Raw genomic sequence first — 24,188 nt, forward strand, 5'->3', positions numbered from 1 at the left:
AGGCTTGTCATCTATCCAGTTAATAAATCGTCAATATTTCGTCAGGAAACCGTAATAAAGCAACCGGATTGACGCGAGTCACTGAGTGTCCGGGCAAGTTTTTGCCCGGCATTTATTGGAGAAGCAAAAATAGTAGATCATTAAGAGGGGCCGCATTGCGCGACTAAAAAAGGTGTGAAATGATTTCCGGCTGAGGGGCTACTTAACAACTGCTCAATCTTCTTAGCGCGTAATGGAGAGTGCTACCAATGGCATTTGCCGCCGAGTCAGGTGCTCCTGCATCACCGCAAGCTCCTCATTCGCCATATGTTCCGCGATGGCACGAAGCTCTCCGGCGGCCAGGCCTTTCAATCTTTTGAGGGCAACTGACTGCTTGTGATGGACCTTTGGCTGATTGAACGGTGTGTACCTGCTGAGTTCGCGCCATTTAACAGGCACCAGGGTACTTCCCTTGCCTTGCTCAAGTGCCAGTGCGAGCCCAGCGGGATCAAAGTCAAAGAACCAGGCGAGTTTGTCTGCGGGCTGTTTGCTGACGATTTCAACAACATTACGAACGTTTTCCCGGTGGCCCCGGTATAGAATCACCGAATCCTGCCAAGCGCCTGGTAGTTGAAGTTCAGCCCAAAAGGGCATGACACCACCATTTTCAATGATCACGAGGTTACGGGTTTGAAGGTCATCGATATCGAGATGATCCGGTAGGACACTGCACACACTGCCCCGGGGAGTCTGGAAGTTTTCGCCGTTCACCCTTACCGTCGTATTGCCGGCTGTTGCAAAAACAATCAGCTGGCCAAAAACTGAATCACTGCTGAGCTTTTCACTGGCATTCTGAAGCGCCATAGCCATCCGACCACCGACACGGGAATCGTATTGTGGATCTATCCCATACTGGGACCGGACATACTCCCTCAGGCGCTGCTTCTCGTCGGCAGTAAAGTGAATATCTCTGCCGATGACCCGCCCTACTCCATTCTCTTCGCAAATCCGTTCCCACACCGGGCTACGCTTAACCTTCAGTCTGGCTGCCTTTAACAGACGCTCAATGGCAGCGACCTCAGCTCGCATTGTTATGCCTCAGCGTCAGATCAGAAACCATGACATTATCCGAATACACCTTGTGCGGAGCCTGATGGTAAATCACTTCGATGTGCTGCTGATCTCCATCTGGCAATGATTCAATCTCCGAGACAATGGCTTGCAGCCAGTCGGCTTTATCAATCCCCAGGCCTGCACTGGCAAGTGCCTCGGAGGCCAGGATGGTTCGCTCACCCAGAACGCCATCTACGACCAGTTGAATCAGCTCTTCGATGGCTTCCTCTACCGGATCATCTTCCTCAGCTTCGGTTTCACCCGCAACGTCAAAGCTAACGGTATCCACATCGTCCGGTACAGGCTTGTCTTCGATTTCGACGGGAAGGGTTCGGGCCCTCGCAGCGAGCTCGATAAGTTCAAGATCGTCAGATGAATCATAGATATCCCCGAAGCCTCGTATCTGGAAAGGGGCTACCGTATTGAGGAAGTCAGGAACTCGCTTGAGGTCCAGGTGATCAATGGAGGGTTCAAATCCCCGATTGTTAATAAAATGCGCCTCAAAAGCGCCAACCATCCGGCTTAGCCGCTGGTCTTCGCGCATGCGTACCAGCATCTTGCGCAGCTGGTTAAGTGCGTAAGAAAGGTTCTTCTGCGAGGATTCCAGGGTAGCAGGCAGGTGCCTCAGCAAAAGACGTTTCAGGAAGGCGTCGGAACCTGCTTGCTCCGCCAGCTCAGGAATGCGAAAGCTCTCGAACAGGGTAATCAGCCGACCTGCCCGCTCGATGACCCGCTCGTTTTCACGGATGCGTAGATTCAGGTCTGTGATATAGGCAAAGCCGGTGTTGATGTAGGTTGCAAAAGCGTCCGTTGCATTCCTGATATCTTCGATCACATCCGCAAGGCATTCCTTGATTTCACCTTCAAGCCGATCGATATCGGACAAGGCTGAACGTTTCTTGGCTTCTTTGTATTCCTGGAACAGCTCACTAAGCTGCTGCCACAAAATATGTACCTGAGCACTGGCGTAGCGGCGCCTTTCTGACTCGGTGATATGATCAAGGAACTGAACCAAAACCTTTTTCAACTGCAGATCTTCGGATTCACCAATGCGCCACACAAGGCGATGGTGCTCAAGGGTTTCAATCAGGCTGAGATTGTCATCCGAATCCGGAATCCGGTTGCCGTTCCGAAGATGAGCCTCCAGAATGGCTTCACCGTATTTGGCCAGGGCCCGGAGCGTTCCGTGAGCATCTTGAGCGCGTGCCATCAGTGCAGCCTCATTTGCTCGGACTCGGCATCATCAGCTCCCTGAATGCCTTCATGGGTCTGGATAAACGTCATGGCATCGTACAGCCAGCTCCATCGGCCAGTGGCGCGGTATAGGCTCCCGCTGGTGCCGATTGGTTTCAGATACCCCATTTTCTCTAGGCTGGAGAGCACCGCACGAATCTGTCCTGCCGAATCCGAACGCTTAGTGTGAAACACCTTTTTTTCCGCCAGCGATCTCAGCTTTGATTCCAACGCCGGTGCCGCAGCAATACGGTCCAGTATGGCGCCTTCCGACAGCTTGTCTCCCGGTAAAACCGGGCGGTCATTGGCTTCCAGCATCATTACGAGCCGAAGAAATTGCACAAACGCCTCAAGATTATTGGCAACATCCCGGAACTGATGGCGGATAGCATCTTTGGTTTCGGTATCCGAGGTATCCAGGTACGCACACACGAAGGCGTCATGGGCACTGGTCTGGCGAAGCGTTCGGTTGATCTGACCCAGGAAACGATTGACGGAGTCCTGATTGGCCGGCAATAGCAGGTAGTTATAGAGCTCATCATCACTGACCTCACAGATAACCCGCTCCTGAAGCAGGGCCGTGACGGTTCTCTCGAATAAGGGGCTACTCATGGCTTACGCCCTCCTCTGCTGCCTGCCCATCGTGGCTTACACTGGCGAACATTTGTGCATGCCTGTCATTGCGCACGGACGATTCGTAGGTATGAATCCGCCCTTCCTTCAGTGAGATCTTGTTCTCAAAGAACTTGCGCAGACTTCTGTCCAGTTTCGGGCAAGCGGAGATCATGGTCAGGTTGTTAGCTTCCAGCATATCTGCAAGGTGAGAGATGTTGTTGGGGCTGAGCGTGGCCAGCTCATCAATAGGCCAGGTAATACGAGTATTCAAATCCGGGCACAGGTATCGGGTGAGCCCCATGAACACGGTCATGATTGCCAGGTAGGTCAGGCCAGTAGAGCTGGCAGAGAGGAAATCCGCGTCGGTGCGAATCACCACCTGCCGGTCGTTCTCTTTCATCTCCAGGCGCATGTCGATCATCGACTCAACGCTGTCTTTCACTTTGGCGTCACTAAGCGTGTCGGTAACCAGCTTGAAGCGCCTCAGCACTGCGTCGCTGGGTAGTGAGCGGCGGTTCATGTGAATCCAGGTTTGCCACTGCGCCACGAATTCCTTTAACGGCTGCCAGGTTTCGTCCTCATAGACCCTGGGTTCAAGCACAACCTGAATATCGCTCAGGCTTTCAATCTGCTGGTCCGTATTGATCTTGCGCTTCAAGAGGCTGGAAACAGCTTTTACTTCACGAGCCATCACTTCCAGGCTGTCGAAATACTTCACCAGACTGCCCGCTTCGGAAATGAACTGATCGATCAGTGCATCGCGCAACTGGGGGATATCGGTATCCAACAGCTCTCGCAGATCCGGAACCCGCGCCAGCTTGAAGCTCTCTTCATAATCCTGAACATCGCCGGTCATCTGGCCACGCCGGTGGGCTGACAGCTTTTGCCACGCCTGTTGTATCTGGGTGTTGTCATACCGGTTCAGGATAGCGGTTGCCTGATCAAACGTACCTACCACCGCTTTACGCAACTGCTCCAGTTTCTGGTAGGCGCTCTGAAGCTCCTGAGTAAGATCGGAAATATGCCCCGGGAAGCCTTCCGAGAGCGTCTGCCCCTGGAAGTGTTTGAGAAGGCTTTCCGCCGCTTCTGTTTGATCCCGCAACTCTTTGATAGCACTTTGATGTTCTGCAATCGAGATTTTTAGTTTGCTGTCCTGCTCCTTCCACGAACGCTCCGTTTCCTCCCGCTTTCGAACCGCAGTCTCGCGCAGCATCCTGGCCTGGTTCGCTTGCTCAGTAAGCGCCTCAACCTTACGCCATTCCTGTTCGCGCCACTTGCGATATCCGCGCACCAAATCCTCAGACGCCACAATCTTTTCGACTGTTTCTGAGAGTTTAGCCAATGTGTCTCTTGCTTCCTGAACCACTCTCGGATCAATACCTTCCTCAGAGAGACGCTGGTCGTATATCTGGCGCTTTTTCTTGAGGCGCGCTTTGTATTCCGACTCGGCTGATGCAATCGACTCCGACGATTGCTCCACGCTGGCTTGAAGCTCAGATTCCTGTTCCGCCCAATGCCCTCGAATATCAAGAATCTGCTGCTGAAAGCCGGATTCGACATCCCGAATACCATCGCCCGTCTGCTCGTCGAAGGCCTTAAGGCTGCTCTGGACAGCTTCCAGATCTTTTGTGATCTTGGCAATCCGGGCGGCCTGCGCTTCCTTGACTCGCAAGCGCACATTGCCCAACTTGTTCTGGGCGTTGCTACGAGTACGCTCAAATAGAGAAAATTCTGTTTCCAACCTATCAGCAGCTTCCACGCGATCTTTGTAGGCGTCATGCCGTCGTTGCGCCTCTCGCTCGGTGTCTGCCCGCTGCTTGATGGCAGCCTGGCGGTCGGCATCTATGCTTCGGCTGCGCTCCAATAGAGCTTCTTCGGAGGCCGCAAAATCGGGTGTTGGCAGATTATCCAGTACGAGTTGCCAACCCATAACAGCGTTGCCACTGGCATCGGGGTCGAGGATGGGCGCCAGATCTTTTCTGTGCAGTAACTGAGGATTAACAACTTTTGCCAGACGGCGTCCCCACTCCGGGTCCTGAGCCCGTAGCTGAGACAACCAGGTACCATCTTCCGGAGCAATCTGCCTCTGAAGTTCGTTAAACCGATCTTCCAGCTCCTGGACTTTTACGTCCATCTGCTGAACCTGTTCCTGCGCGGATTTCCAGTCACGATCAGCCTGGTCCCGTTTACGGCCAGCTTCCAGACGGTTCTCGTGTGCCTGCGTGACCTGCTCGGCCGCTTCTTCGGAGGCTTGTTCGGCAACAGCAATTTCTTTCTGCTCCGCTTCGGTCTGCCCGGGGCTTTGCCGGAGTGCGGATAGGCGGGCTTGCTCACTCGCGAGTTCAGATCGTTCTGAAGACCGGCTGTCTTTGTAGGCTGAAACCGCCGTCACCTGGTCTGTTCTGACAGCATTCAATTTCAAATCATAAGCATGTTTCGCTGAGGTAAGCGCATCACTCGCCTCTCGCAAGCGCTGCTGGCGCTGAGCCTGCTGTTTCTCATGTTCGCGTTGGATCGTCTGCTTCTCAAGCTCGTACTCGCCCTCAATTTCAGAGGCCTTGCCTGTAAGACTGTTGTAGTCGGCCTGTGCCGTCTCCAGGCGCTGGCGATAATCGGGCAGGTTGTCGAAGCTCTGGGCCAGGTCAGACAAACCATCGGCTTCATATCTGTCGTTCTGCTGGTGCAGAGCCGCAACTTGCTCATCAAGCGTTTCAAAGTTGGCGTTATGATCAGTAACCTGGCGGGCAAGCTGGCGATCCGTATCTTCAAACTCCGCGCGCAGGTCTGTTCGCTGGCCCTCAAGCCGTTCTTTCTGCTGGCCCAGTTCACTCGCTTTCTCCCGGGCTTCCTCTACGGTCACACTTAAGTTGGCAACTGTTTTATCAGCCTGCTCCAGAATAGCCCTGCGCTCCGCATCCTTTCTGAGGCATTCACGGATTTTCTCTTCCTCATCCGCAAAGGCAGAAAGGCTCTGGATATCGGCAATCAGATCTTTACGGTCAATAGCCCGGGGCTTGGCGTGCTGGTGGATGTTCTCAAACTGCGTTTCGCAGATCATCGCCTTGAAACTGCTAAGGAGGCGATGTTTGTTCAATACCACGTGGGTCAGCCGCTCAATGTTAGTCATTTGAGTGTTGCTGTCACCCAGGCCAAATTCAGCAGCCAGTGCACGCAGTGATCGGGCATCTGCAGGCAAGCGTTTCAGCAGCTTTTGATTGCGCTGAATGATTGCCCGGTAATTGGTTATCGTGTCCACCATTTTGGAAACGGTTACGCCCCGTTTGCGGAGAGCGGCAAACACATCGTCGGCACTGGCTCCCGCCTGGAGAATCTCTTTCACCTCTGACGAAAAGAAAGTTTCTTCCGCCGAACCAGCCACAAAACGGTAGCAGGGCTTTCCTTGAGCATGCCGGTACATCACTGCGCAATAGAGCCCTGTATGTCGCCGGTACTCAAAAATGATAAGGCTTTGAAAGGTCGGCAGGTAGTAGTCCAGGAAAGACAGCTTACCCGAGGCCTTGGTAACGATTCGCTCCGGCTCTTCCCCAAAAAAGGCTGGAACAAGTGCCAGAACAGACGTTTTACCGGCCCCGTTTACGCCCCCAAGGTGCGTTCGTTCACGACAATCTATTTTAATGGTTCGTCCCTTCACTTGCTTGAAGGAGTGGTGCAGGACGATGCTTTCTAATCCGTAGCTTACAGTCTCGCCAGACAAACTGATTTCCCCGTAACGGCAGGTCGTTCTTGATACTCGCAGTATACAGGGAATGGTTTACGGACATAGCCAGAGGTCTGGCGCACGGAAGGCTGATCGGCCGGACTGATATAGAAAAACTATCAAAAGCATTAAAACAAAAAGATTTAAGCTTTAATGATATTGGTTATCATTATCGAAACCACAGCAGTCAGGAAACAATGTCATGTACATTAACGTCGCCAAACACAGAGACCTTATCAAAACAGCCACCTTTGCTGTAATGCACTTCAGCGTCGCATTTCTGGTTACATGGGGATTAACCGGCGACATCCTGATCGGTAGCCTTGTCGCCATGGTTGAGCCTGCGGTCAATACGGTAGCGTTTTATTTTCATGAGAAAGTATGGCGTTGCGCTAAAGGAAGCGACGGAGCCTTACGCTTCCAGCCGCAAGGATAATCAGCTGTGCCGAGACGGAGGGGGCCGGCACTAAAGTCGCCGTCAATTAATAATTTGGTCCCATGTACAGCATCGCCAGTGTTCTGAGATCGTGAAGAACAAACAACAATACGAGGGCGAAGCTATGAACCAGTATCAAGGTAAGTGTTTTTGCGGCGCAGTACAGTTCGAGGTCCGTGGCGTTCCGGAAGCAATGGGTTATTGCCATTGCGATTCGTGTCGTCGCTGGTCAGCTGGGCCAGTGAATGCCTTTTCACTATGGCCTGCAGATGCCCTTCAGATACTGGCCGGTTCCGACCAAATAGACGAATTTCACCTGACAGAACAAAGCCACCGCAAATGGTGCAAGCAATGCGGTGGTCATATCTTCAGCGATCATCCGGCCTGGGGTTTGGTTGACGTCTATGTTGCAAACCTGCCGCAACTGACGTTTGAGCCAGCGCTTCATGTGCACTATCAGGAGTCGGTATTACCAATTCGTGATGGCTTGCCAAAGATGAAGGATATGCCGGCGGAAATGGGCGGCTCAGGGCAAACCCTGCCGGAATAAAGTGCTAAACGTGCCACATAATGCCCCTGTCACAAACGATGGGGGCCATCCTGTTAACTCGTTGACAGCAAGCTCGTCAATAGTGCCCGAAGACGATTGGGCTTTACCGGCTTGTTCAGAATAGGCAGATGCTGCGCTCGCATCTGCCTGCGCAGTTCGTCACTACAATCTGCAGTCACCAGAGCTGCGGGCAATCGCGTACCCAGTAACTTGCGGACGGCCTCAATGGCCTGCCAGCCTGTTTTTCCACCATCAAGATGATAGTCGGCCAACACCGCTGCCGGCATGGTGTTTGTCTCTCGCAAATAATCCAATGCCCGATGCTCGTCGGTACTGGTAATTACCAGACAACCCCAACGCTCCAGTAACAATTTCATGCTCGCAAGTATGGCCGGCTCGTTATCAATCACCAAAATCTGAATACCGGCAAAGCCTTGCGCAAAGCCGGGCACGCCCTGAACGGCGGGCAAAGCGGCCTTGCGGGCTGCGTTCATGTCCACAGGCAGCACCACGGAAAATCGGGAACCTCTACCCGGGCGTGAAGCCAACTCTATCCGGTAACCCAACACCGAGACCATGCGCTCAACAATAGCCAGCCCGAGCCCGGCACCCTGTCGGCCACCGCTGCCTTGCGGCAATAGCTGATGAAACTCAGTAAAAATATCCCTCAGTTTGCTTTCCTCAATGCCTACACCTGTATCCCACACTTCAATTCGGAGGCTGTCGCGTCGCGCTCTCAGTGCCAGTAGAACGCGGCCACTGCGAGTGTAGCGAAAAGCATTACTTAAAAGGTTACGTAGAATACGGGTGAGCATGCGCTGATCGGTTTTTATCAGCGCCGGAATGGTACGAACATGGAATCGCAGACCAGCGTTGGTCGCTACGGCTTCGAACTCTTCACCCAGGCCTTTCGCCAGGGCAGCGACATCCGTCAACAAGAGATCGGGCACCATGGCCTGTTGGTCCAGTTTTGATATATCCAGCAAGTCCGCCAGCAAATCTTCGGCGCCCTCAAGCGCTCGGTGCACCTGATGCACCATTCTCGCTTCTTCCGCCGGCAACGCACTTTCCTGCAGCGCCGATATCGTTAGCCGCGCTGCATTCAGGGGCTGCAACAGGTCATGGCTGGCGGCCGCCAGATACTTGTCTTTACTACGGTTGGCGTCGCTTGCGACCTTTGCGGCAACCACCAGTTCGCGTTCGACTTTTTCCCTTTCTTCAATCTGAAAGTGCAACCCGGCATTTGCATCCTGCAGCGCCTTGGTACGGTCTTGTACGCGCTGTTCCAGGTCTGCATTCATCTGTACCAACTTCTGCCGCGCTTGCACCCTCTCAGTGATATCCGCCACAAAAGCCTCGACCACTTCTGGACCCAAATCCGGCCGCCTGAGCAAAGTTATAGCCACATTAACCGGCGTGGCGTCGGCACGTCGCAAGCGAATTTCACGGGCACTCAAACTACCGTTGTTGAGCAGTTCCTGACGCAACACATCGAATTCGCTGGAGCTACAAAACAGCTGTTCACGTAAACGAATAACGCGGGTTTTCAGATCTTCGGGGCTTGCATAGCCACAAATCTTGGCCATTGCGGGGTTACAGGCCAGGAACCCACCTCGCAAGTTAGCCTGGAAAATACCGTGCAATGCTTTTTCAAACAGCCATTTGTAACGGTTTCGTTCCTGCTCCAGCTCCTCGATGCGCGCCTGCAAAGCCGGGTAGTAGTTCTTACGAACCGATTGGCTACCCAGGCCAAGAAGGTCAACAACTTCATAACCGTCTGCGCGGTCAGAGGGCTTCTTCATAGACAACCTGAACATCGCGGAGTGTTGATTTGCGCGGATTGGTTAAAATACACGGATCCTGCAACGCAAATCCGGAGAGAGACGGAATATCAGACACACTGACACCCAACTCCGACAACTTGGCCTCTAGCCCAACAGCCCGCTTAAGTTGAATAATACGGTTCATCAAGCGCTTCTGGATCTCGGCCTGGCCCATACCTCTGGTGTCGATACCCATGGCTTCGGCTACACGGCGAAATCGATCTTCCGCAGAGCGAAAATTATACGCCACCACGTGCTCCAGCAGCATGGCGTTGCACAAACCGTGGGGCAAATCCAGAAACCCTCCCAGACTATGGGACATCGCATGAACCGCCCCCAGGATGGCATTGGAGAATGCCAGGCCGGCTTGCATGGAGGCCAGCATGATTTGCTCGCGTAAATATCCATCAGCGGTATTAGCGACAAGCGGCTCCAGGTTACGGTTAATCAGCCGAATCGCTTCCAGTGCGTTGGCATCGGTTAGCGGCCCGCTACCTGTGGACACGTATGCTTCTATTGCGTGAACCAGCGCGTCAACACCGGTACAGGCCGTCAGGTAGCTACTCATGGTTTCGGTCACTTCAGGATCAATCAGCGACACATCCGGGACAATCGCTTTGCTGATGATGGAAAACTTGAAGCGACGCGCCGGATCAGAAATGATCGCGAACTGTGACACATCGGCCGAGGTGCCTGCGGTGGTGGGAATCAAAATCATCGGTGGCGGCGGGTTTACTATGGTATCCACCCCCTCAAAATCCACAATGTGACGGCCATTGCTCACGACAATAGCGATGCCCTTGGCACAATCCATAGGGCTGCCGCCACCAATTGCGACGATGACATCGCACTCTGACGATTTGTAGAGTTCAGCGCCAGCCATGACTTCATCAACCCGCGGATTGGCAGAAACCCCCGTATAGACCGTGCTACCTATTCCAGCATCGGTCAGCAAGGTGACGATTTCGTCCACCCAGCCGGCGGCGGACACGCCAGGATCAGAAACGAGAAACACCTGTTTCGCACCAAAATTACTGGCAAAGTTGGCAACCGACTTTCTTGATCCGGCTCCGAATACGATCTCTGGAGAGACAAATTTTCTTAAAGCGGATAGGTCGTGACCCATGATCATGCACTCGACACTGGTTTTGTTTTTATAAGCAATACCCGACAGTTTAACTCAAGCTTTGGCTGCATTCATCCGATGGTTCGCAGCCGCTGTTGATAAAAACTGTAAAGTGCCTCAAGCATGGCGGCCTGGTTCACCTGCTTTAAAATGCCATGGCCTTCATCCGGGAACCAGTGCAGCTCAGGTTTCAGACCCGCCTGCTGCATCGCCTCGACCATCATACGGGTCTGTTCGGGCACCACCACTTTGTCCTGCCCGCCCTGAAAAAAGATCACCGGCGAGGCGATCGTTGCCGTGCGCAGCCGAGGTGTGCGCTCCTGCCAGCGTTGTGAATGGTCTTCGGGGTTGCCCAACAACCAGTCCAGATAACCGGATTCGAAGCGGTGAGTCATTCGCCTTAGCTGCAAGGGGTCGGTAACACCGAACTGACTCGCGCCGGCCTCGTAACGCTGATCCTGACTCAAGGCCATCAACGCCGTGTAACCACCGGAACTGCGCCCCTGAATAAATGTGCTCTTCCCATTCACGTAACCTGCGGCTTTCAGAAATTCTGCAGCTCGCGCCATGTCTTGCACATCAATATCGCCCCAACACTCTGCCAATGCCAACCGGAATGCCCGACCATACCCACTGCTGCCACGATAATTCACCTCTGCCACCGCAAAGCCTCGCTGGCACCAAAACTGAATCAAAGGGTTGAATACGGGATACGCTGCCGACGTCGGCCCGCCATGAACAACCAGGATCAACGCCAAGGGTTCAGCATTCGGTTTCAGCGGTAAATAAAGGAAACCCTCTGGCGGAGTACTTTCCTGCCCAAGAGCCGGCACCTGAAACACAGTGGGGTGCGCCACCACATGCCCGGGCAAAGCCGGCTCACCTCCGGCAACCACCACTATGCCCGCATTTGTTGGATCTATCCTGAGCACAGCGTCCAGATGATCAGGCGAGCGCCCAATGGCATACAAAAAACCTCCGCAGGCACACAAACTACGAAAGTCACTAAACTCGGGTGCCACCCGCACGGGTTTTGGGTGTTTGCTTCCAGACAGCCATAATTCGCCACGACCTTGGTGATAATGGGTTCTAGCCCAGCCGCCACCTGGTAACGGGCAATGGTGAACCTCAGCTAACTGCCAAGGCGCATTGGCGTGGTCGCGATCCGGCACTGAGGCTTTTTCCCAAGGGCTGGCCGGGCTCTGCAGGTCAAGCTTCCAAGGCTGCCACCAACCGTCATGGTCAGACAAAACCCAAAGCTCCTGCCCTGAGAATACTGGCTGCTGAATTGATGCAGGCCGCGGTGCAGGTTGCACACGCGGCCCCTCAAGTGTGCCATCGGGTGACACCCTTGCCGTCCAGAGCCGGGTCTGTATCCAGGGCATGTCGGGCAGCTGCCAGCTGATCCAGGCAATATGGCGACCGTCGTCTGAAAGTGCTGGCGCGCCGTAAAAATCCTCACCCTGGTGTAGCACTTTCAGCGAGCCATCGCGACCGACTGAAACCAGTTGTTGTCGGCCATCGATTACTCCTTGCCCGGTTTCACGTACTGCCAGTACACGGCGCCGCAAGGGGTCAGCCACCAGACCGCCATAGGCAGCTGTGTCGGTAGTCAATGTCTGGCTCCGCTGCCCTGCCCCGTGAGCAAACAGGATGCTCTGATCATCACTGACCACAAACACACCATCCTGTGTAGCTGTCAAAGCACCACCACCGTACCCGTTGACTCGGCTGCGAACACTGCCAGGAAGATTGCTCAGCGCCGCCGCCTCGCCATCCCCATTCAGCATCCACACCTTATTAGCGCCGGTTTCGGGATCGCTCTGCAACCAGAAAACACCGGCGTCTGAGGCGCATAAGCCGCTGCGCTGGACGTAACCAGCGCAAGCTTCAGCAGCGCTCAGCAGGCTTTCGGCGGGCGGCTGTTCAGCCGCGAAAGAACATGCGGGAGTTACCGGTGTTGCGATAGGTCAGCTCCTCAATACCTGCGGTGGCATGGTCGGCCGCCTGACGTGCGGCCAGAATACGGTCGTGGTGAGCCGATTTACTGCACACCGGGTCGGCGTTATCGGCGTTGCCGGTAAGCAGAAAGGCCTGGCAGCGACAGCCACCAAAATCCTTGTCTTTCTCATCACAGGAGCGGCAGGGTTCCGGCATCCAGCGATCACCGCGATAGTGGTTAAAACCGGGGCTGTCGTACCAGATCTGCTTGAGGCCTTTGTCGCGAACATTCGGGAAATCAATGGGCAGCAAGCGCGCACTATGGCAAGGCAAAGCCGTGCCATCCGGTGCCACTGTCAAGAACAGGTTGCCCCAGCCATTCATACAGGCCTTCGGGCGCTCTTCGTAATAATCCGGGGTGACAAAAATCAGCTTCATTTCTGAGCCGGCTTCCGCCTGGCGCGCGCGATACTCATTCACTTCGCGTTCGGCTTTCTCCAGTTGTCTTCGCGACGGCATCAGCCCTTCACGATTTTTGAACGCCCAGCCGTAATACTGGCAGGTGGCCAACTCTACATAGTCCGCTCCCAAACGATCACACAGCACCATTATGTCGGTCATTTGGTGAATATTGTGCCGGTGAATTACGAAGTTCAGCACCATGGGGTAACCGGCCTCTTTCACCGCTCTGGCCATCGCCAGCTTTTGTTCAAAGGCCTTGCGCGAACCCGCCACGGCATTGTTCAGCTCAGGATCAGAAGCCTGAAAACTAACCTGAATGTGGTCCAGCCCGGCACTGGCAAACGCCTCAACTTTGCTTTCGGTCAGGCCCAGACCCGAGGTAATCAGATTGCTGTAGTAACCGAGGTGTCGGGCTTCGGCAATCAGCTCTTGCAAATCTGACCGCACGAGAGGCTCACCGCCGGAAAACCCCAGTTGAGCCGCCCCCATATCTCGCCCTTGCCGCAAAACCTTGACCCAGTCATCAGTACTGAGTTCTTGTTGGGTCTGGGCAAAATCCAGAGGGTTTGAACAGTAGGGACATTGCAACGGGCAGCGATAAGTCAACTCGGCCAATAACCATAATGGTGGACCGACATTGGTTGCCTTGTCGCCATCTGGCGCAGAGGTTGGAGCAGTCATGACAAATCAATCCAGTGTTGTTCGCGGGCATGCTGCAAAAACTCGTTTACATCACCAGCCAATGGCCCAGCCTCAGGAAAGGCGCGCTCCAACGCACTTACGATATCCTGCACCGAGCGCTGGCCATCGACTTCACGCAGTATCGCACCAGCGCTTTCATTCAGTTTCACCATGCCTTCGGGATAGAGCAAAACATAGCCGTTCTGAACCGGTTCCCACTGAAACCTAAAGCCTCGACGCAAACGGGGGATGCTCCCCGCTGTTTCGCCCAACGATGCCAGGTTCGCCATCACAACCCCCTGTGCCAGACTTGCTGATCGGTGACTGTATGGAACGGCGGCGTTTTGTGGCTATAGGCCATGGTGAGGGAGTCCAGCAGGCTCCAGAGAATATCCAGCTTGAACTGTAAAATATTCAGGGCGCGAGCCTGGTCAGCGGCCGTATTGAAATGTTCCAGGGTAATCGCCAGGCCGTGCTCGACATCACGACGAGCTTCAGACAGACGTTTGCGGAAGTAGCTATATCCGGCCTCATCAATCCACGGATAATGCTGAGGCCAGCTTTCCAGGCGGGACTGATGAATTTCAGGTGCGAATAACTCGGTTAACGAGGAGCAGGCAGCTTCCTGCCAGGTAGCGCGGCGGGCAAAGTTCAGGTAGGCATCAACCGCAAAACGTACACCAGGCAACACGTGGCGCTGATCAATCACTTCTTCGCGGGTCAGGCCCACGGCTTCAGCCAGACACAACCAGGCTTCAATACCGCCTACATCGTCATCATGACCGTCGTGATCCAATATTCGCTGCAACCATTGTTTGCGCACGCCGGCATCCGGGCAGTTCGCCATAATGGCGGCGTCTTTGCGCGGGATCATCACCTGGTAGTAGTAGCGATTGGCCACCCAGCCACGAATCTGCTCCGGGCTGCATTGACCACAATACATGGCCTGATGATACGGGTGATGGATATGGTAAAGACGGCCTTTATCGCGTAACGCGCGCTCAAAGTCCGCACGATTCAGGGTGGTGTTCACAATGGCGTTCATGGCGTCCCCGACAGATCAAGATGCATTCCGTCCCAGGCCACTTCAATGCCGTGTCGGGCCAACTGAGCCCGCTCGGCTGAGTCCTCATTCAGGATCGGATTGGTGTTGTTGATGTGTATCAGAATCTTGCGCTTGGCCGGAATGGTGTCGAGCACCTCTATCATGCCACCGGGACCATTCTGCGCCAGATGCCCCATCGCCTGGCCGGTTTTTGTACCGACCCGCTGGCGGATCATTTCATCGTCGTGCCATACAGTGCCATCAACCATCAGTACATTGGCCCGATGCATCCACTGCAGAATCTGCGCATCCGGCTTGCCCAGACCTGGCGCGTAAAGCAGGGTGTGACCCGTACGGGTGTCTTCAATAAATACACCAATATTGTCACCGGGATGCGGGTTATCCCTGCGCGGCGAGTAAGGTGGTGCATTGCTCAATAAGGGTATGGCGGTCAACTTGAGATTTGGCACACTGGGTATTACAAACGCTTCTCCCGCTCCATCACCAAGGGGGATTTCACGCCAGCGCAAGCCACCATTCCAGTGCTCAAGCATCGGGAACAGTGGAAACCCACTACTCAGGTCTTCATGTACCTGAGCAGTGCACCAGACGTCCAGTGGCAAGCCTTCCCGTAAGGTCAACAAACCGGTGGTGTGGTCTACCTGGCTATCCATCAACAGTACGGCTTCAATACCTGTGTCGCGCAACGCCCGGGCGGGCTGCATGGCAGGGAAAGATGAAAGCTGGGCGCGAATGTCCGGAGACGCGTTAAACAGAATCCAACGCTCGCCATCTTCACTGACCGCGATGGATGATTGTGAACGGGCGTGGGCGTTAAGAGTGCCTTTTCGGAAACCGTCACAGTTTGCACAGTTACAGTTCCACTGTGGGAAACCGCCACCTGCCGCTGAACCAAGAACCTGAATGTACATAAATAGAAGCTCCGGAAGTAAAACGGCCAGCGCCATAGCGCTGACCGCTTCAGGCTTCAGCGGTTGGCGAAGTACATAGTGACTTCGAAACCGATACGCAGGTCTTCATAAGCTGGTTTTGTCCACATAACACTTACCTCTTATTGTCGTGATTGCTTACGTGTCAGGAGAATTACGGCACTTCTGCCACATTCCCAAAACCATCCTAAAGGCAGGCGCCAAACACCAATATGGTACTTTCGCACTGTTTTAGGGGCACCTTTAGTTGCGTTCGGGGAACGACTCTTTCAGCCAAAAAAAACCCTCAGCAGACGCTGAGGGCAAAAAGGTGCACACCCGGTGCGCAGTTCCACCATCAAGCCCGTGTGGAGAGCAAGACGGTGGCGTCATCGTCAGAAAAAGCCTAGAGGATTGATGTCGTAGCTGGTCAGCATGCACTTGGTTTGCTGGTAGTGATCAAGCGCCAGTTTGTGGGTTTCGCGGCCAATACCCGACTTCTTGTAGCCACCGAAGGCCGCATGAGCCGGATAAGCGTGGTAGCAGTTCATCCAAACCCGACCAGCCTCAATGTTGCGACCCATGCGATACGCCACATTGGTATCCCGGGACCAGACACCAGCGCCCAGACCAAACTCAGTATCGTTGGCGATTGCCAGCGCTTCTTCCTCAGTTTTGAAGGTTGTCACACCTACGACAGGGCCGAAGATCTCTTCCTGGAACACCCGCATCTTGTTATCGCCCTTGAACAACGTGGGCTGAATATAAAATCCGTTAGCGAATTCACCTTCCAGGTGTTCGCGATCTCCACCAGTCAGAACCTCTGCACCCTCCTGCTTCCCGATTTCAAGGTAAGACAGGATCTTGTCAAACTGTTCTTTACTCGCCTGAGCGCCGACCTGTACATCGGTGTCCAGTGGGTTGCCACGCTTGATTGACTTGGTGCGGGCTACCACTTTTTCCATAAATTCTTCGTACATGTCTTCCTGCACCAGAGCGCGGGACGGACAGGTGCATACTTCACCCTGGTTAAAGAACGCCAGAACCAGACCTTCTACACACTTATCGACGAACTCGGGCTCTGCCTTCATCACATCCGAGAAGTAAATATTGGGTGATTTTCCGCCCAGCTCCACAGTGGAGGGAATGATGTTTTCAGCCGCGCACTTGAGAATATGTGATCCGACCGGGGTTGAGCCGGTGAACGCAATTTTGGCAATGCGCTTGCTCGTAGCCAGCGCCTGACCGGCTTCAATGCCGTAGCCGTTGACCACGTTAAGAACACCCGGTGGCAACAAATCACCGATGACTTCCATCAACACCAATATACTTGCAGGTGTCTGTTCGGCCGGCTTCAGCACTGTACAGTTACCAGCAGCCAGACACGGGCCCAGCTTCCAGGCTGCCATCAATATCGGGAAGTTCCAGGGAATGATTTGTCCCACCACGCCCAGCGGCTCGTGAAAATGATACGCCACTGTATTGTGGTCAATTTCGCCCATATGCCCTTCCTGGGCACGAATGCAGCCCGCAAAATACCGGAAGTGATCGGCTGCCAGTGGGATATCGGCATTAAGGGTTTCACGAACGGCCTTGCCGTTATCCCAAGTTTCGGCGACCGCCAGTTTTTCCAGGTTGGCTTCGATGCGGTCAGCAATCTTCAACAGAATATTCGAGCGCTCAGCCGCCGAAGTACGCCCCCACGCCGGAGCTGCTTTATGGGCTGCATCCAGTGCCAGATCAATATCCTCTGCGGTTGAACGCGGAATCTCGCAGATCACTTCGCCTGTCACCGGCGAGATGTTTTCAAAATACTGCCCTTTTACCGGGGCAACCCACTCACCGCCAATGTAGTTTCCGTACTGGGACTTGAAAGAAACGACCGAGCCTTCCTTTCCTGGTTGTGCGTAGATCATGGTTCTAACCTCTTTTTGTGTTTGTTGCTCGCCAAGGTGGGCTTTCGCATTTACGGAATCAATATAGGCACTAACGGCTGTCTGTTGAATGCTGCGATAGAGGCGAAAAACTCCTCCCTTGGTAGTAGGCGCCAGAGCTATTCATTGTTGCCTCTGGCGCCCACGCTCATTGCATTTGGGCGTTACTGGCTGGCAACGCGGTCCTTCGGCAGCCTGAACGTCCACACCATACCGCCCTGGTTGAAATCTTTAACTACCTTGGCTACTTCGCCACCCCATAGCGGAACAGCCCCACCCCAACCCGACGCAACGGAAACATATTGCTCGCCATCCATCGTCCAGGTTACTGGCGTACCTACCACACCAGAGCCAGTGTTGAACTTGTATAGTTCCTCACCAGTCTTGGCATCAAACGCTTTCAGGTAACCTTCCGGAGTACCGGTAAACACAAGATTGCCAGCGGTGGCCATTACCCCACCCCACAAAGGTGCGGGGTTTTCATAGCGCCACACTTCCTCTCCGGTTTTCGGGTCCACCGCCCGCAGGACACCGATGTAGTCATCATTCGCAGGTTTAATGGTGAAGCCTGCCCCCAGATAAGCCCCACCCTTCTTGTAAGACACCGGCTCATTCCAGATATCCATAGACCACTCGTTCGAGGGTATATAAAAGAGGCCTGTGTCCTGGCTAAACGCCATTGGCATCCAGTTTTTACCACCCAGGAACGCCGGCTGTGCCAGAACTGTCTCGCCTTTTGCACCATCTATTGATGACGGATCACCCGGGCGCCCACCCTCTGCATAAATAGGCCGGCCGGTTTTCGGATCAAGCCCTGTAGCCCAAGTGATCTTGTCGACGAAGGGAAAACCGCGAATGAAGTCGCCATTCTCACGATTAAGAACATAGAAAAAGCCGTTACGGTCAGCTGTGGCCGCTGCCATCACTTTTTCGCCATCTTCTTCGTAGTTGAATGAAATCAGCTCGTTCACACCATCGTAATCCCAACCGTCGTGGGGCGTGGTCTGGAAGTGCCATTTGATACTTCCGTCGTTAGGGTCGATAGCCAGACGCGAGGATGAAAACAGGTTGTCGCCCGGGCGCAGGTGCGAATTCCAGGGTGCAGGGTTACCTGTGCCGAAAAACAGCGAATCTGTGTCCGGGTCGTAGGTCCCACCCAACCAGGTTGCGGCACCACCGTTTTTCCACAGATCACCCGGCCAGGTCTTACCGGCTTCGCCACCAGAAATACCGTTCTCGACGGCCTTGCCGTCTTTGTAGACATAGCCCATGTGGCCTTCAACCGTAGGCCGTGTCCAGATCAGGTCACCGCTTTCGGGATCATAGGCTTCTACTTTGCCCACCACACCAAACTCACCGCCCGACACCCCGGTGATCAGCTTTCCCTTGACCACAATCGGCGCAGCCGTGATGGCGTAACCTGCCTGATAATCGGCAACCTTTTTAATCCACACAGGCTTGCCGGTGTCTTTGTTCAAAGCCACCAGCTTGGCGTCGAGAGTGCCGAAATACACTTTATCGCCGTACAGGGCAACGCCCCGGTTAACCACGTCGCAACAAGGCATAATGCCGTCCGGCAAGCGAGCATCGTATTGCCAAAGCTCTTCACCAGTGCGCGCATCAATGGCGTATACACGGGAATAAGACGCGGTCACATACATCACCCCATCTTTGATCATGGGCTGGGATTCCTGGCCACGCATTTTTTCGCTGCCAAATGAAAACGCCCAAGCCGGCTGCAAAAAGCGGATGTTATCGGTATTCAAGTCTTCAATGGTGCTGAACCGTTGACCTTGAGTACCCATGCCATAGCTGACGATGTCCTCTGGTGTGCTGGCATCGTTAAGGATATCGTTGTCGGTGACGGCCTGGGCGCCGCAGGACACAGCCAACGCCAGGGTGCTGACTGCAATGCGAATGCCGAATCTGTTGGGTCTCATGATTGCGTTCTCCGAGTCTCTTGTTGTCGGTTTTCGGTAAGCCGGGAAGTTTTCCCGTCTGTTAGCAGATTCTTCGCTTTGCCCACGCAATCAACAATGCCACCGCGGATGTGGTTTTCTCATCACTTGGTCGTACTACCCAACAAAAAGCCCGTGCCAAGTGCACGGGCTTCGGTTAGATCTACAGTTTGAAAATGCTCACCAGAAGACGTCAGTTGCTACCTTCAGCCCGGGCAATGGCCTCCTCACTCAGAAATTCCCGGTAGTATTGCGGCAGGCTGTAGCGCAAACGCTGCTCAGCGAACAAGGTGTCCAGATCGCCCGACTTCACCAGGGTTCCAATAATCTCTTCCAACGCGTAACCCAGCTGACGATGGGTGTGCTTGATAGCCATACCCACATCCCAAACCTGCTTGCCAATGCCCGGAAATCCATTGCCGGCCGCCTTGAAATTGCTGTTTTCTTTCTTGGCCAACTCATGATCAATTTCGGCACGCATGCCCATAACAGCGCTGACCTGGCCATCGTGCATAGCACCAAACGCCTCTTGAACGTTGGCATAGTGGCGTACTTTGTCGCGAATACGACCATTCAGCCCCGAGGTCAGGTAAAAATCTGGCAGGGTGTCAATTTCCACGCCTATCGGGTGGTATTGAAACATCGCGATGGTGTCGACCGACTCCATCTTTTGCGGATTGTAGGCAATCTGCCAGGTCTCCTGCTGGTAGGGCCCGAACAGGACAACCTGCTCATTCATGTATTCGCCTGTGGAGTCTTGCATATAGGCGTATTTTTTATCGTATGGCACCCGCATCATCACGTCCGCCAATCGTCGCTTGGCAAGATAGTGTCCTTTCCACACATTGTTGCGAAGGTCATCACCCAGGTTTTCATCGGGCACTATCCAGTGCACTTTGAACTCTACGCCCATCTCTGCCGCAATGCGCTTGCCCAGTTCGACATCAATGCCTTGCGGCTCCCCATCGGCCATATAGGAATACGGTGGGAAGTTCTGATAAACGCCAACTTTCAGGTACCCGGATTCAAGAATGATGTCGTAGGTGCGCTCCGCCGGGCGGTTCAGAAGCATATCGCCGTCGTCTACCTCCTGTGCAACGCCCGCTTGAAACACCAGCATCATCAAACACAGAAATAGCGCTTTCATTATTTTCTCCCCAACGGCAAAGGGCCAGCGCGACGCCAGCCCATTATCGAACATGTTTTTTTGACACCAAAGCCGTTCACTCGGGCTTGGGCAATGATTCGACGTAGGTTTTTATTGCCCAGATGGCGTTTTGATCCAGGGTAGTTTTCCAGGAAGGCATACCACGGTCGGTGCCGTTCTGAACCCTCGTCATGTAGTACTCGTCGTCCCACTCTGAGAGTTCGCGCAAATCCGGAGTCAATCCACCCGACATTGCTCTGATACCGTGACAGGCAGCGCAATTGCCAGCGTATGCACTTTCCCCGATCTCTACCGCGAGTGACTTTGCATCGGCGTGGGAGCCGCCTTCACGGAACGGGTTTTCATACAGTACCTCTTCGCCCAGTACCGGGAGGTCGCCGGTATCAACAGCCTGGGGGGTCACGTTGCCATGCGCAACAACTAAGCCCGCAGCGCTTAAAAAGGCCGCCGTTGTCAGCGCTCTGACGGGTAACAAGCGTAAAAAGGAGAGTGAAAAGGAGCGTGCCATGATTCTTACCTCTGTTGGTGCCTGATGCTCTGGCTGTTGGATTTATGAGCTGCCAGCAACTGCAACCAGTGTAAGAACACCCCCAGAAAATCCGAATGCCACTTTCGAGGTCTCGGCTTAGTTCCTTGGTAGTAGACAGTAGGAGCGAAGCCCAAAGCACGACAGGCATATCTGCCCGCCGTAAAGGGACCATTTATCAGGCACAAAGAGGGCGTACGGGCATTTTTCCCGGTTTTTTATGGCTTTTTCCCGATTCTCTAATGGGTTTTGCCGTCGCTGTGGGCGGCGACTCAGGCCAATACTCAGTGCGTCGAGTACAACAGCGAAGACGTCACAACAATAACCTGAGGAACGAATATGAACATCATAAGCAAACAACGCCCATTAATACGTGGAATCGGTCTGGCCTTGCTTTTGGGTACCGGTAGCGGTCTGGTCGCAACGCAAAGTCACGCTGCAGGAGTAACCTGGGACGATATTGCCAACGATGCTGAATCCGTGGAGAACGTGCTGGGTTACGGAATCGGCCCAAAAGCCCAGCGTTACAGCCCGATGACCACCCTGAACAGGGACAATGTGGAGCGGCTGGTTCCGGCCTGGTCCTTCTCGTTTGGTGACGAGAAGCAGCGCGGACAGGAGTCCCAGGCGCTGATTCACGACGGCGTGATTTACGTTACCGCATCTTACTCGCGCATATTTGCCCTGGATGCAAAATCCGGCAAACGTCTATGGGAGTACACGCACCGTCTGCCCGAGGGCATTCGCCCCTGCTGTGACGTGGTCAACCGCGGTGCCGCGATTTTTGGTGACAAGGTGTTCTTTGGCACCCTGGATGCTGGCATCGTTGCCCTGAATAAAGATACCGGCAAAGTGGTTTGGCGCGAGAAGTTTGGCGATCACGAAGCGGGCTACACCATGACGGGAGCCCCGACTCTGGTCAAAGATCAGAAATCCGGCAAGGTTCTGCTGATTCACGGGTCTTCCGGCGATGAGTTCGGCGTTGTAGGTAAATTGTTTGCCCGAGACCCTGAAACCGGTGAAGAAGTCTGGATGCGCCCTTTCGTGGAAGGCCATTTCGGACGTTTGAATGGAGAGAAGAGCACCCCGACCGGCGATGTAAATGCACCGAGCTGGCCTGATGACCCCAACACTGAAACCGGAAAAGTAGAGGCCTGGAGCCAAGGCGGCGGCGCCCCCTGGCAAAGCGCCAGCTTTGATGCTGAAACCAACACCATTATTGTTGGCGCTGGCAACCCGGCACCCTGGAATACCTGGCATCGCACCTCTCCTGGTGGCGACCCCGCCGATTATGACAACCTGTATACCTCTGGCCAGGTGGGTGTAGACCCAACCACCGGCGAAGTTAAATGGTTCTATCAGCACACCCCTAACGACGCCTGGGATTTCTCGGGCAACAACGAGTTGGTGCTATTCGAATACACCGAAGACGGCGAAACCGTAAAAGCTACCGGCCATGCGGACCGGAATGGCTTCTTCTACGTAGTTGACCGCGCCAATGGCGAGTTCAAAAAGGGCTTTCCATTTGTTGACAACATTACCTGGGCCTCTGGCATTGGTGATGATGGGCGCCCGATGGAAAATAAAGGCCAACGCCCACCACCGGTCAAAGAAGGCGAAAGCCGCGGCGAGTCCATTGAAGTGTCACCACCATTCCTGGGTGGCAAAAACTGGAACCCGATGGCCTATAGCCCTGACACCGGCTTGTTCTATATTCCAGCCAATCACTGGAAAGAAGATTACTGGACAGAAGAAGTCACCTACAAGAAAGGTGCGGCTTACCTCGGACAAGGTTTCCGTATCAAGCGCATGTACGATGATCATGTCGGCATTCTCAGAGCTATGGACCCGGTCAGTGGCGAGATTGAATGGGAACATAAAGAAAATATGCCACTTTGGGGCGGCGTGCTCACCACAAAAGGCGGACTGGTGTTTACCGGTACAGGTGATGGCTACCTGAAGGCCTTTAACTCTGAAACTGGTGAGGTACTCTGGCAATTCCAGACAGGTTCCGGAATTATCTCCTCGCCCATCACTTGGGAGATGGACGGTGAGCAGTACGTTGGCGTGGCCTCTGGTTACGGTGGAGCAGTTCCCTTGTGGGGTGGTGATATGGCCGAGCTAACCAAGCCGATCTCACAAGGCGGTTCATTCTGGGTATTCAAGCTGCCCTCCTGGGCGCAGGCTTCCCGTTAAGTTCCAAGCCATCCGGGCCTGGTGTGAACGCACCAGGCCCTTTTCCTGAGCACATAACTGTAGAGTTTACATTATGAAACTGCTTATCAGCGCTTCGCTTTTACTGCTCACATCCCCCCTTATGGCCGGCGACTACATGGCCGGACAAGACCAACCACCGGTGCTCAATGGCTGCGTTCTGGAGCAAAACGCCAAATGCGAAGGCGTTGACCTGCAAGGCGCTGACCTATCGAACATGGATTTGCGCGGTGCCAATTTCAAAGGCGCCAACCTCAGCGGTGCTAACCTGAACCACACCAGCTTGCGCGGCGCCAATCTCGACGGCGCTAACCTTGATGGTGTCAGCGGTTATCGTCTGCAGGCTTACCGAGCCACGATGCGCGGCGCAAAGGTGCGCGACGCAAAGCTTCAGGGAATGCAGGCCGAATACCTGTTTGCCCAGGGTGCAGACTTCAGCGAGTCAGACCTGACCGGTGCCAATTTTTCCTTTTCCAGATTTTCAGGCGCCAGGCTACAAGGCAGCAACCTGTCTTTCAGCAATTTCGAAATTGCCTGGCTACCCAAAGCCGATTTCCAGGGTGCCAACCTGCATGGGGCTAACCTGCAGGAAGCAAAGCTCGGGCTGGCCAATTTGGCAGACGCAAACCTGACCAACAGCAGAATTCACTACGCAACCTTCGAAGGGACTTATATGGAGGGCTGCACAGGATGCCCGTTTGATTGGTAACCGGAGTCTCACAGGGTTGTCGTCAGGA

At 54.2% G+C, this 24,188-nt stretch carries 20 protein-coding genes; 4 read left to right on the forward strand and 16 right to left on the reverse strand.

Annotation, left to right across the window (positions count from 1 at the left end):
- Window positions 1–222 precede the first annotated feature (222 nt).
- From Q4606_RS17140 to Q4606_RS17155, 4 genes are read right to left on the reverse strand one after another with little or no spacing between them, the layout of a single operon-like run.
- On the reverse strand, window positions 223–1,068 hold the full coding sequence (locus tag Q4606_RS17140) for a hypothetical protein (RefSeq protein WP_303608231.1): 846 nt from the start codon (window positions 1,066–1,068) through the stop codon (window positions 223–225).
- Window positions 1,058–2,302 carry a hypothetical protein gene (locus Q4606_RS17145; RefSeq protein WP_303608232.1) on the reverse strand — a complete coding sequence of 415 codons (1,245 nt, stop codon included), beginning with the start codon at window positions 2,300–2,302 and terminating at the stop codon, window positions 1,058–1,060. The genes Q4606_RS17140 and Q4606_RS17145 overlap by 11 nt, the downstream gene beginning before the upstream one ends.
- Window positions 2,302–2,937 carry a hypothetical protein gene (locus tag Q4606_RS17150; RefSeq protein WP_303597240.1) on the reverse strand — a complete coding sequence of 212 codons (636 nt, stop codon included), beginning with the start codon at window positions 2,935–2,937 and terminating at the stop codon, window positions 2,302–2,304. Before Q4606_RS17150 ends, Q4606_RS17145 begins: the two co-directional genes overlap by 1 nt.
- On the reverse strand, window positions 2,930–6,655 hold the full coding sequence (locus Q4606_RS17155) for an ATP-binding protein (protein WP_303608233.1): 3,726 nt from the start codon (window positions 6,653–6,655) through the stop codon (window positions 2,930–2,932). The genes Q4606_RS17150 and Q4606_RS17155 overlap by 8 nt, the downstream gene beginning before the upstream one ends.
- 205 nt (window positions 6,656–6,860) lie before the next feature.
- Between Q4606_RS17155 and Q4606_RS17160 the strand changes: the two genes are divergently transcribed.
- Window positions 6,861–7,094, forward strand: a complete 234-nt coding sequence (locus Q4606_RS17160) for a DUF2061 domain-containing protein (RefSeq protein WP_303597242.1) — start codon at window positions 6,861–6,863, stop codon at window positions 7,092–7,094.
- A gap of 124 nt (window positions 7,095–7,218) precedes the next feature.
- A complete protein-coding gene (locus tag Q4606_RS17165; RefSeq protein WP_303597243.1) occupies window positions 7,219–7,644 on the forward strand; it encodes a GFA family protein in 426 nt (141 codons plus the stop codon).
- A 53-nt stretch (window positions 7,645–7,697) separates the two neighbouring features.
- Here the strand turns inward: Q4606_RS17165 and Q4606_RS17170 are convergent, their stop codons facing one another.
- The 12 genes from Q4606_RS17170 to pedF all read right to left on the reverse strand — a co-directional run bounded on the left by Q4606_RS17170 (window position 7,698) and on the right by pedF (window position 21,219).
- Window positions 7,698–9,446: a NahK/ErcS family hybrid sensor histidine kinase/response regulator gene (locus tag Q4606_RS17170; RefSeq protein ID WP_303608234.1), complete on the reverse strand. Its 1,749-nt coding sequence runs from the start codon at window positions 9,444–9,446 to the stop codon at window positions 7,698–7,700.
- A complete protein-coding gene (gene ercA, locus Q4606_RS17175) occupies window positions 9,430–10,593 on the reverse strand; it encodes an alcohol dehydrogenase-like regulatory protein ErcA (RefSeq protein ID WP_303597417.1) in 1,164 nt (387 codons plus the stop codon). Before ercA ends, Q4606_RS17170 begins: the two co-directional genes overlap by 17 nt.
- 71 nt (window positions 10,594–10,664) lie before the next feature.
- Entirely contained in the window at window positions 10,665–12,422 is a 1,758-nt protein-coding gene (locus Q4606_RS17180; RefSeq protein WP_303608235.1) for a prolyl oligopeptidase family serine peptidase, read from the reverse strand.
- Window positions 12,423–12,519: 97 nt separating this feature from the next.
- Entirely contained in the window at window positions 12,520–13,677 is a 1,158-nt protein-coding gene (gene pqqE / locus Q4606_RS17185) for a pyrroloquinoline quinone biosynthesis protein PqqE (RefSeq protein ID WP_303608236.1), read from the reverse strand.
- The gene (gene pqqD / locus Q4606_RS17190) at window positions 13,674–13,967 is read right to left on the reverse strand and encodes a pyrroloquinoline quinone biosynthesis peptide chaperone PqqD (RefSeq protein WP_303608237.1); all 294 of its coding nucleotides are present in this window, start codon (window positions 13,965–13,967) and stop codon (window positions 13,674–13,676) included. Before pqqD ends, pqqE begins: the two co-directional genes overlap by 4 nt.
- Window positions 13,967–14,722, reverse strand: coding sequence for a pyrroloquinoline-quinone synthase PqqC (gene pqqC, locus Q4606_RS17195; RefSeq protein ID WP_303608238.1), 756 nt, complete (start codon window positions 14,720–14,722; stop codon window positions 13,967–13,969). Before pqqC ends, pqqD begins: the two co-directional genes overlap by 1 nt.
- Window positions 14,719–15,654: a pyrroloquinoline quinone biosynthesis protein PqqB gene (gene pqqB / locus Q4606_RS17200; protein ID WP_303608239.1), complete on the reverse strand. Its 936-nt coding sequence runs from the start codon at window positions 15,652–15,654 to the stop codon at window positions 14,719–14,721. Before pqqB ends, pqqC begins: the two co-directional genes overlap by 4 nt.
- Before the next feature lie 56 nt (window positions 15,655–15,710).
- Window positions 15,711–15,782 carry a pyrroloquinoline quinone precursor peptide PqqA gene (gene pqqA / locus Q4606_RS17205; protein WP_007153157.1) on the reverse strand — a complete coding sequence of 24 codons (72 nt, stop codon included), beginning with the start codon at window positions 15,780–15,782 and terminating at the stop codon, window positions 15,711–15,713.
- A 264-nt stretch (window positions 15,783–16,046) separates the two neighbouring features.
- The gene (locus Q4606_RS17210) at window positions 16,047–17,567 is read right to left on the reverse strand and encodes an aldehyde dehydrogenase family protein (RefSeq protein ID WP_303608240.1); all 1,521 of its coding nucleotides are present in this window, start codon (window positions 17,565–17,567) and stop codon (window positions 16,047–16,049) included.
- Between the two features lie 182 nt (window positions 17,568–17,749).
- Complete coding sequence (locus Q4606_RS17215) at window positions 17,750–19,525, reverse strand: PQQ-dependent methanol/ethanol family dehydrogenase (RefSeq protein WP_303597251.1); 1,776 nt, start codon at window positions 19,523–19,525, stop codon at window positions 17,750–17,752.
- A 211-nt stretch (window positions 19,526–19,736) separates the two neighbouring features.
- Window positions 19,737–20,690, reverse strand: coding sequence for an ABC transporter substrate-binding protein (locus tag Q4606_RS17220; RefSeq protein WP_303608241.1), 954 nt, complete (start codon window positions 20,688–20,690; stop codon window positions 19,737–19,739).
- A gap of 76 nt (window positions 20,691–20,766) precedes the next feature.
- On the reverse strand, window positions 20,767–21,219 hold the full coding sequence (gene pedF, locus Q4606_RS17225; protein ID WP_303608242.1) for a cytochrome c-550 PedF: 453 nt from the start codon (window positions 21,217–21,219) through the stop codon (window positions 20,767–20,769).
- A 357-nt stretch (window positions 21,220–21,576) separates the two neighbouring features.
- Here pedF and Q4606_RS17230 point away from each other — a divergent pair, with 357 nt between their 5' ends.
- Both Q4606_RS17230 and Q4606_RS17235 read left to right on the forward strand, forming a co-directional pair.
- The gene (locus tag Q4606_RS17230) at window positions 21,577–23,433 is read left to right on the forward strand and encodes a methanol/ethanol family PQQ-dependent dehydrogenase (protein WP_303597254.1); all 1,857 of its coding nucleotides are present in this window, start codon (window positions 21,577–21,579) and stop codon (window positions 23,431–23,433) included.
- Window positions 23,434–23,506: 73 nt separating this feature from the next.
- On the forward strand, window positions 23,507–24,160 hold the full coding sequence (locus Q4606_RS17235) for a pentapeptide repeat-containing protein (protein ID WP_303608243.1): 654 nt from the start codon (window positions 23,507–23,509) through the stop codon (window positions 24,158–24,160).
- The last annotated feature ends 28 nt before the right edge of the window (window positions 24,161–24,188 follow it).

Origin of the sequence: Marinobacter sp. 1_MG-2023, from assembly GCF_030549045.1 — a bacterium.
Taxonomy (GTDB): Bacteria; Pseudomonadota; Gammaproteobacteria; order Pseudomonadales; family Oleiphilaceae; genus Marinobacter.

Coding starts and splice junctions, on each gene's coding strand:
- pqqD (WP_303608237.1), bottom strand. CDS start 13,967: ATGGCGAACCTGGCATCGTTGGGCGAAACAGCGGGGAGCATCCCCCGT.
- Q4606_RS17140 (WP_303608231.1), bottom strand. CDS start 1,068: ATGCGAGCTGAGGTCGCTGCCATTGAGCGTCTGTTAAAGGCAGCCAGA.
- Q4606_RS17160 (WP_303597242.1), top strand. CDS start 6,861: ATGTACATTAACGTCGCCAAACACAGAGACCTTATCAAAACAGCCACC.
- Q4606_RS17220 (WP_303608241.1), bottom strand. CDS start 20,690: ATGAAAGCGCTATTTCTGTGTTTGATGATGCTGGTGTTTCAAGCGGGC.
- pedF (WP_303608242.1), bottom strand. CDS start 21,219: ATGGCACGCTCCTTTTCACTCTCCTTTTTACGCTTGTTACCCGTCAGA.
- pqqE (WP_303608236.1), bottom strand. CDS start 13,677: ATGACTGCTCCAACCTCTGCGCCAGATGGCGACAAGGCAACCAATGTC.
- pqqC (WP_303608238.1), bottom strand. CDS start 14,722: ATGAACGCCATTGTGAACACCACCCTGAATCGTGCGGACTTTGAGCGC.
- Q4606_RS17215 (WP_303597251.1), bottom strand. CDS start 19,525: ATGAGACCCAACAGATTCGGCATTCGCATTGCAGTCAGCACCCTGGCG.
- Q4606_RS17210 (WP_303608240.1), bottom strand. CDS start 17,567: ATGATCTACGCACAACCAGGAAAGGAAGGCTCGGTCGTTTCTTTCAAG.
- ercA (WP_303597417.1), bottom strand. CDS start 10,593: ATGGGTCACGACCTATCCGCTTTAAGAAAATTTGTCTCTCCAGAGATC.
- Q4606_RS17165 (WP_303597243.1), top strand. CDS start 7,219: ATGAACCAGTATCAAGGTAAGTGTTTTTGCGGCGCAGTACAGTTCGAG.
- Q4606_RS17145 (WP_303608232.1), bottom strand. CDS start 2,302: ATGGCACGCGCTCAAGATGCTCACGGAACGCTCCGGGCCCTGGCCAAA.
- Q4606_RS17235 (WP_303608243.1), top strand. CDS start 23,507: ATGAAACTGCTTATCAGCGCTTCGCTTTTACTGCTCACATCCCCCCTT.
- Q4606_RS17150 (WP_303597240.1), bottom strand. CDS start 2,937: ATGAGTAGCCCCTTATTCGAGAGAACCGTCACGGCCCTGCTTCAGGAG.
- Q4606_RS17230 (WP_303597254.1), top strand. CDS start 21,577: ATGAACATCATAAGCAAACAACGCCCATTAATACGTGGAATCGGTCTG.
- pqqB (WP_303608239.1), bottom strand. CDS start 15,654: ATGTACATTCAGGTTCTTGGTTCAGCGGCAGGTGGCGGTTTCCCACAG.
- Q4606_RS17170 (WP_303608234.1), bottom strand. CDS start 9,446: ATGAAGAAGCCCTCTGACCGCGCAGACGGTTATGAAGTTGTTGACCTT.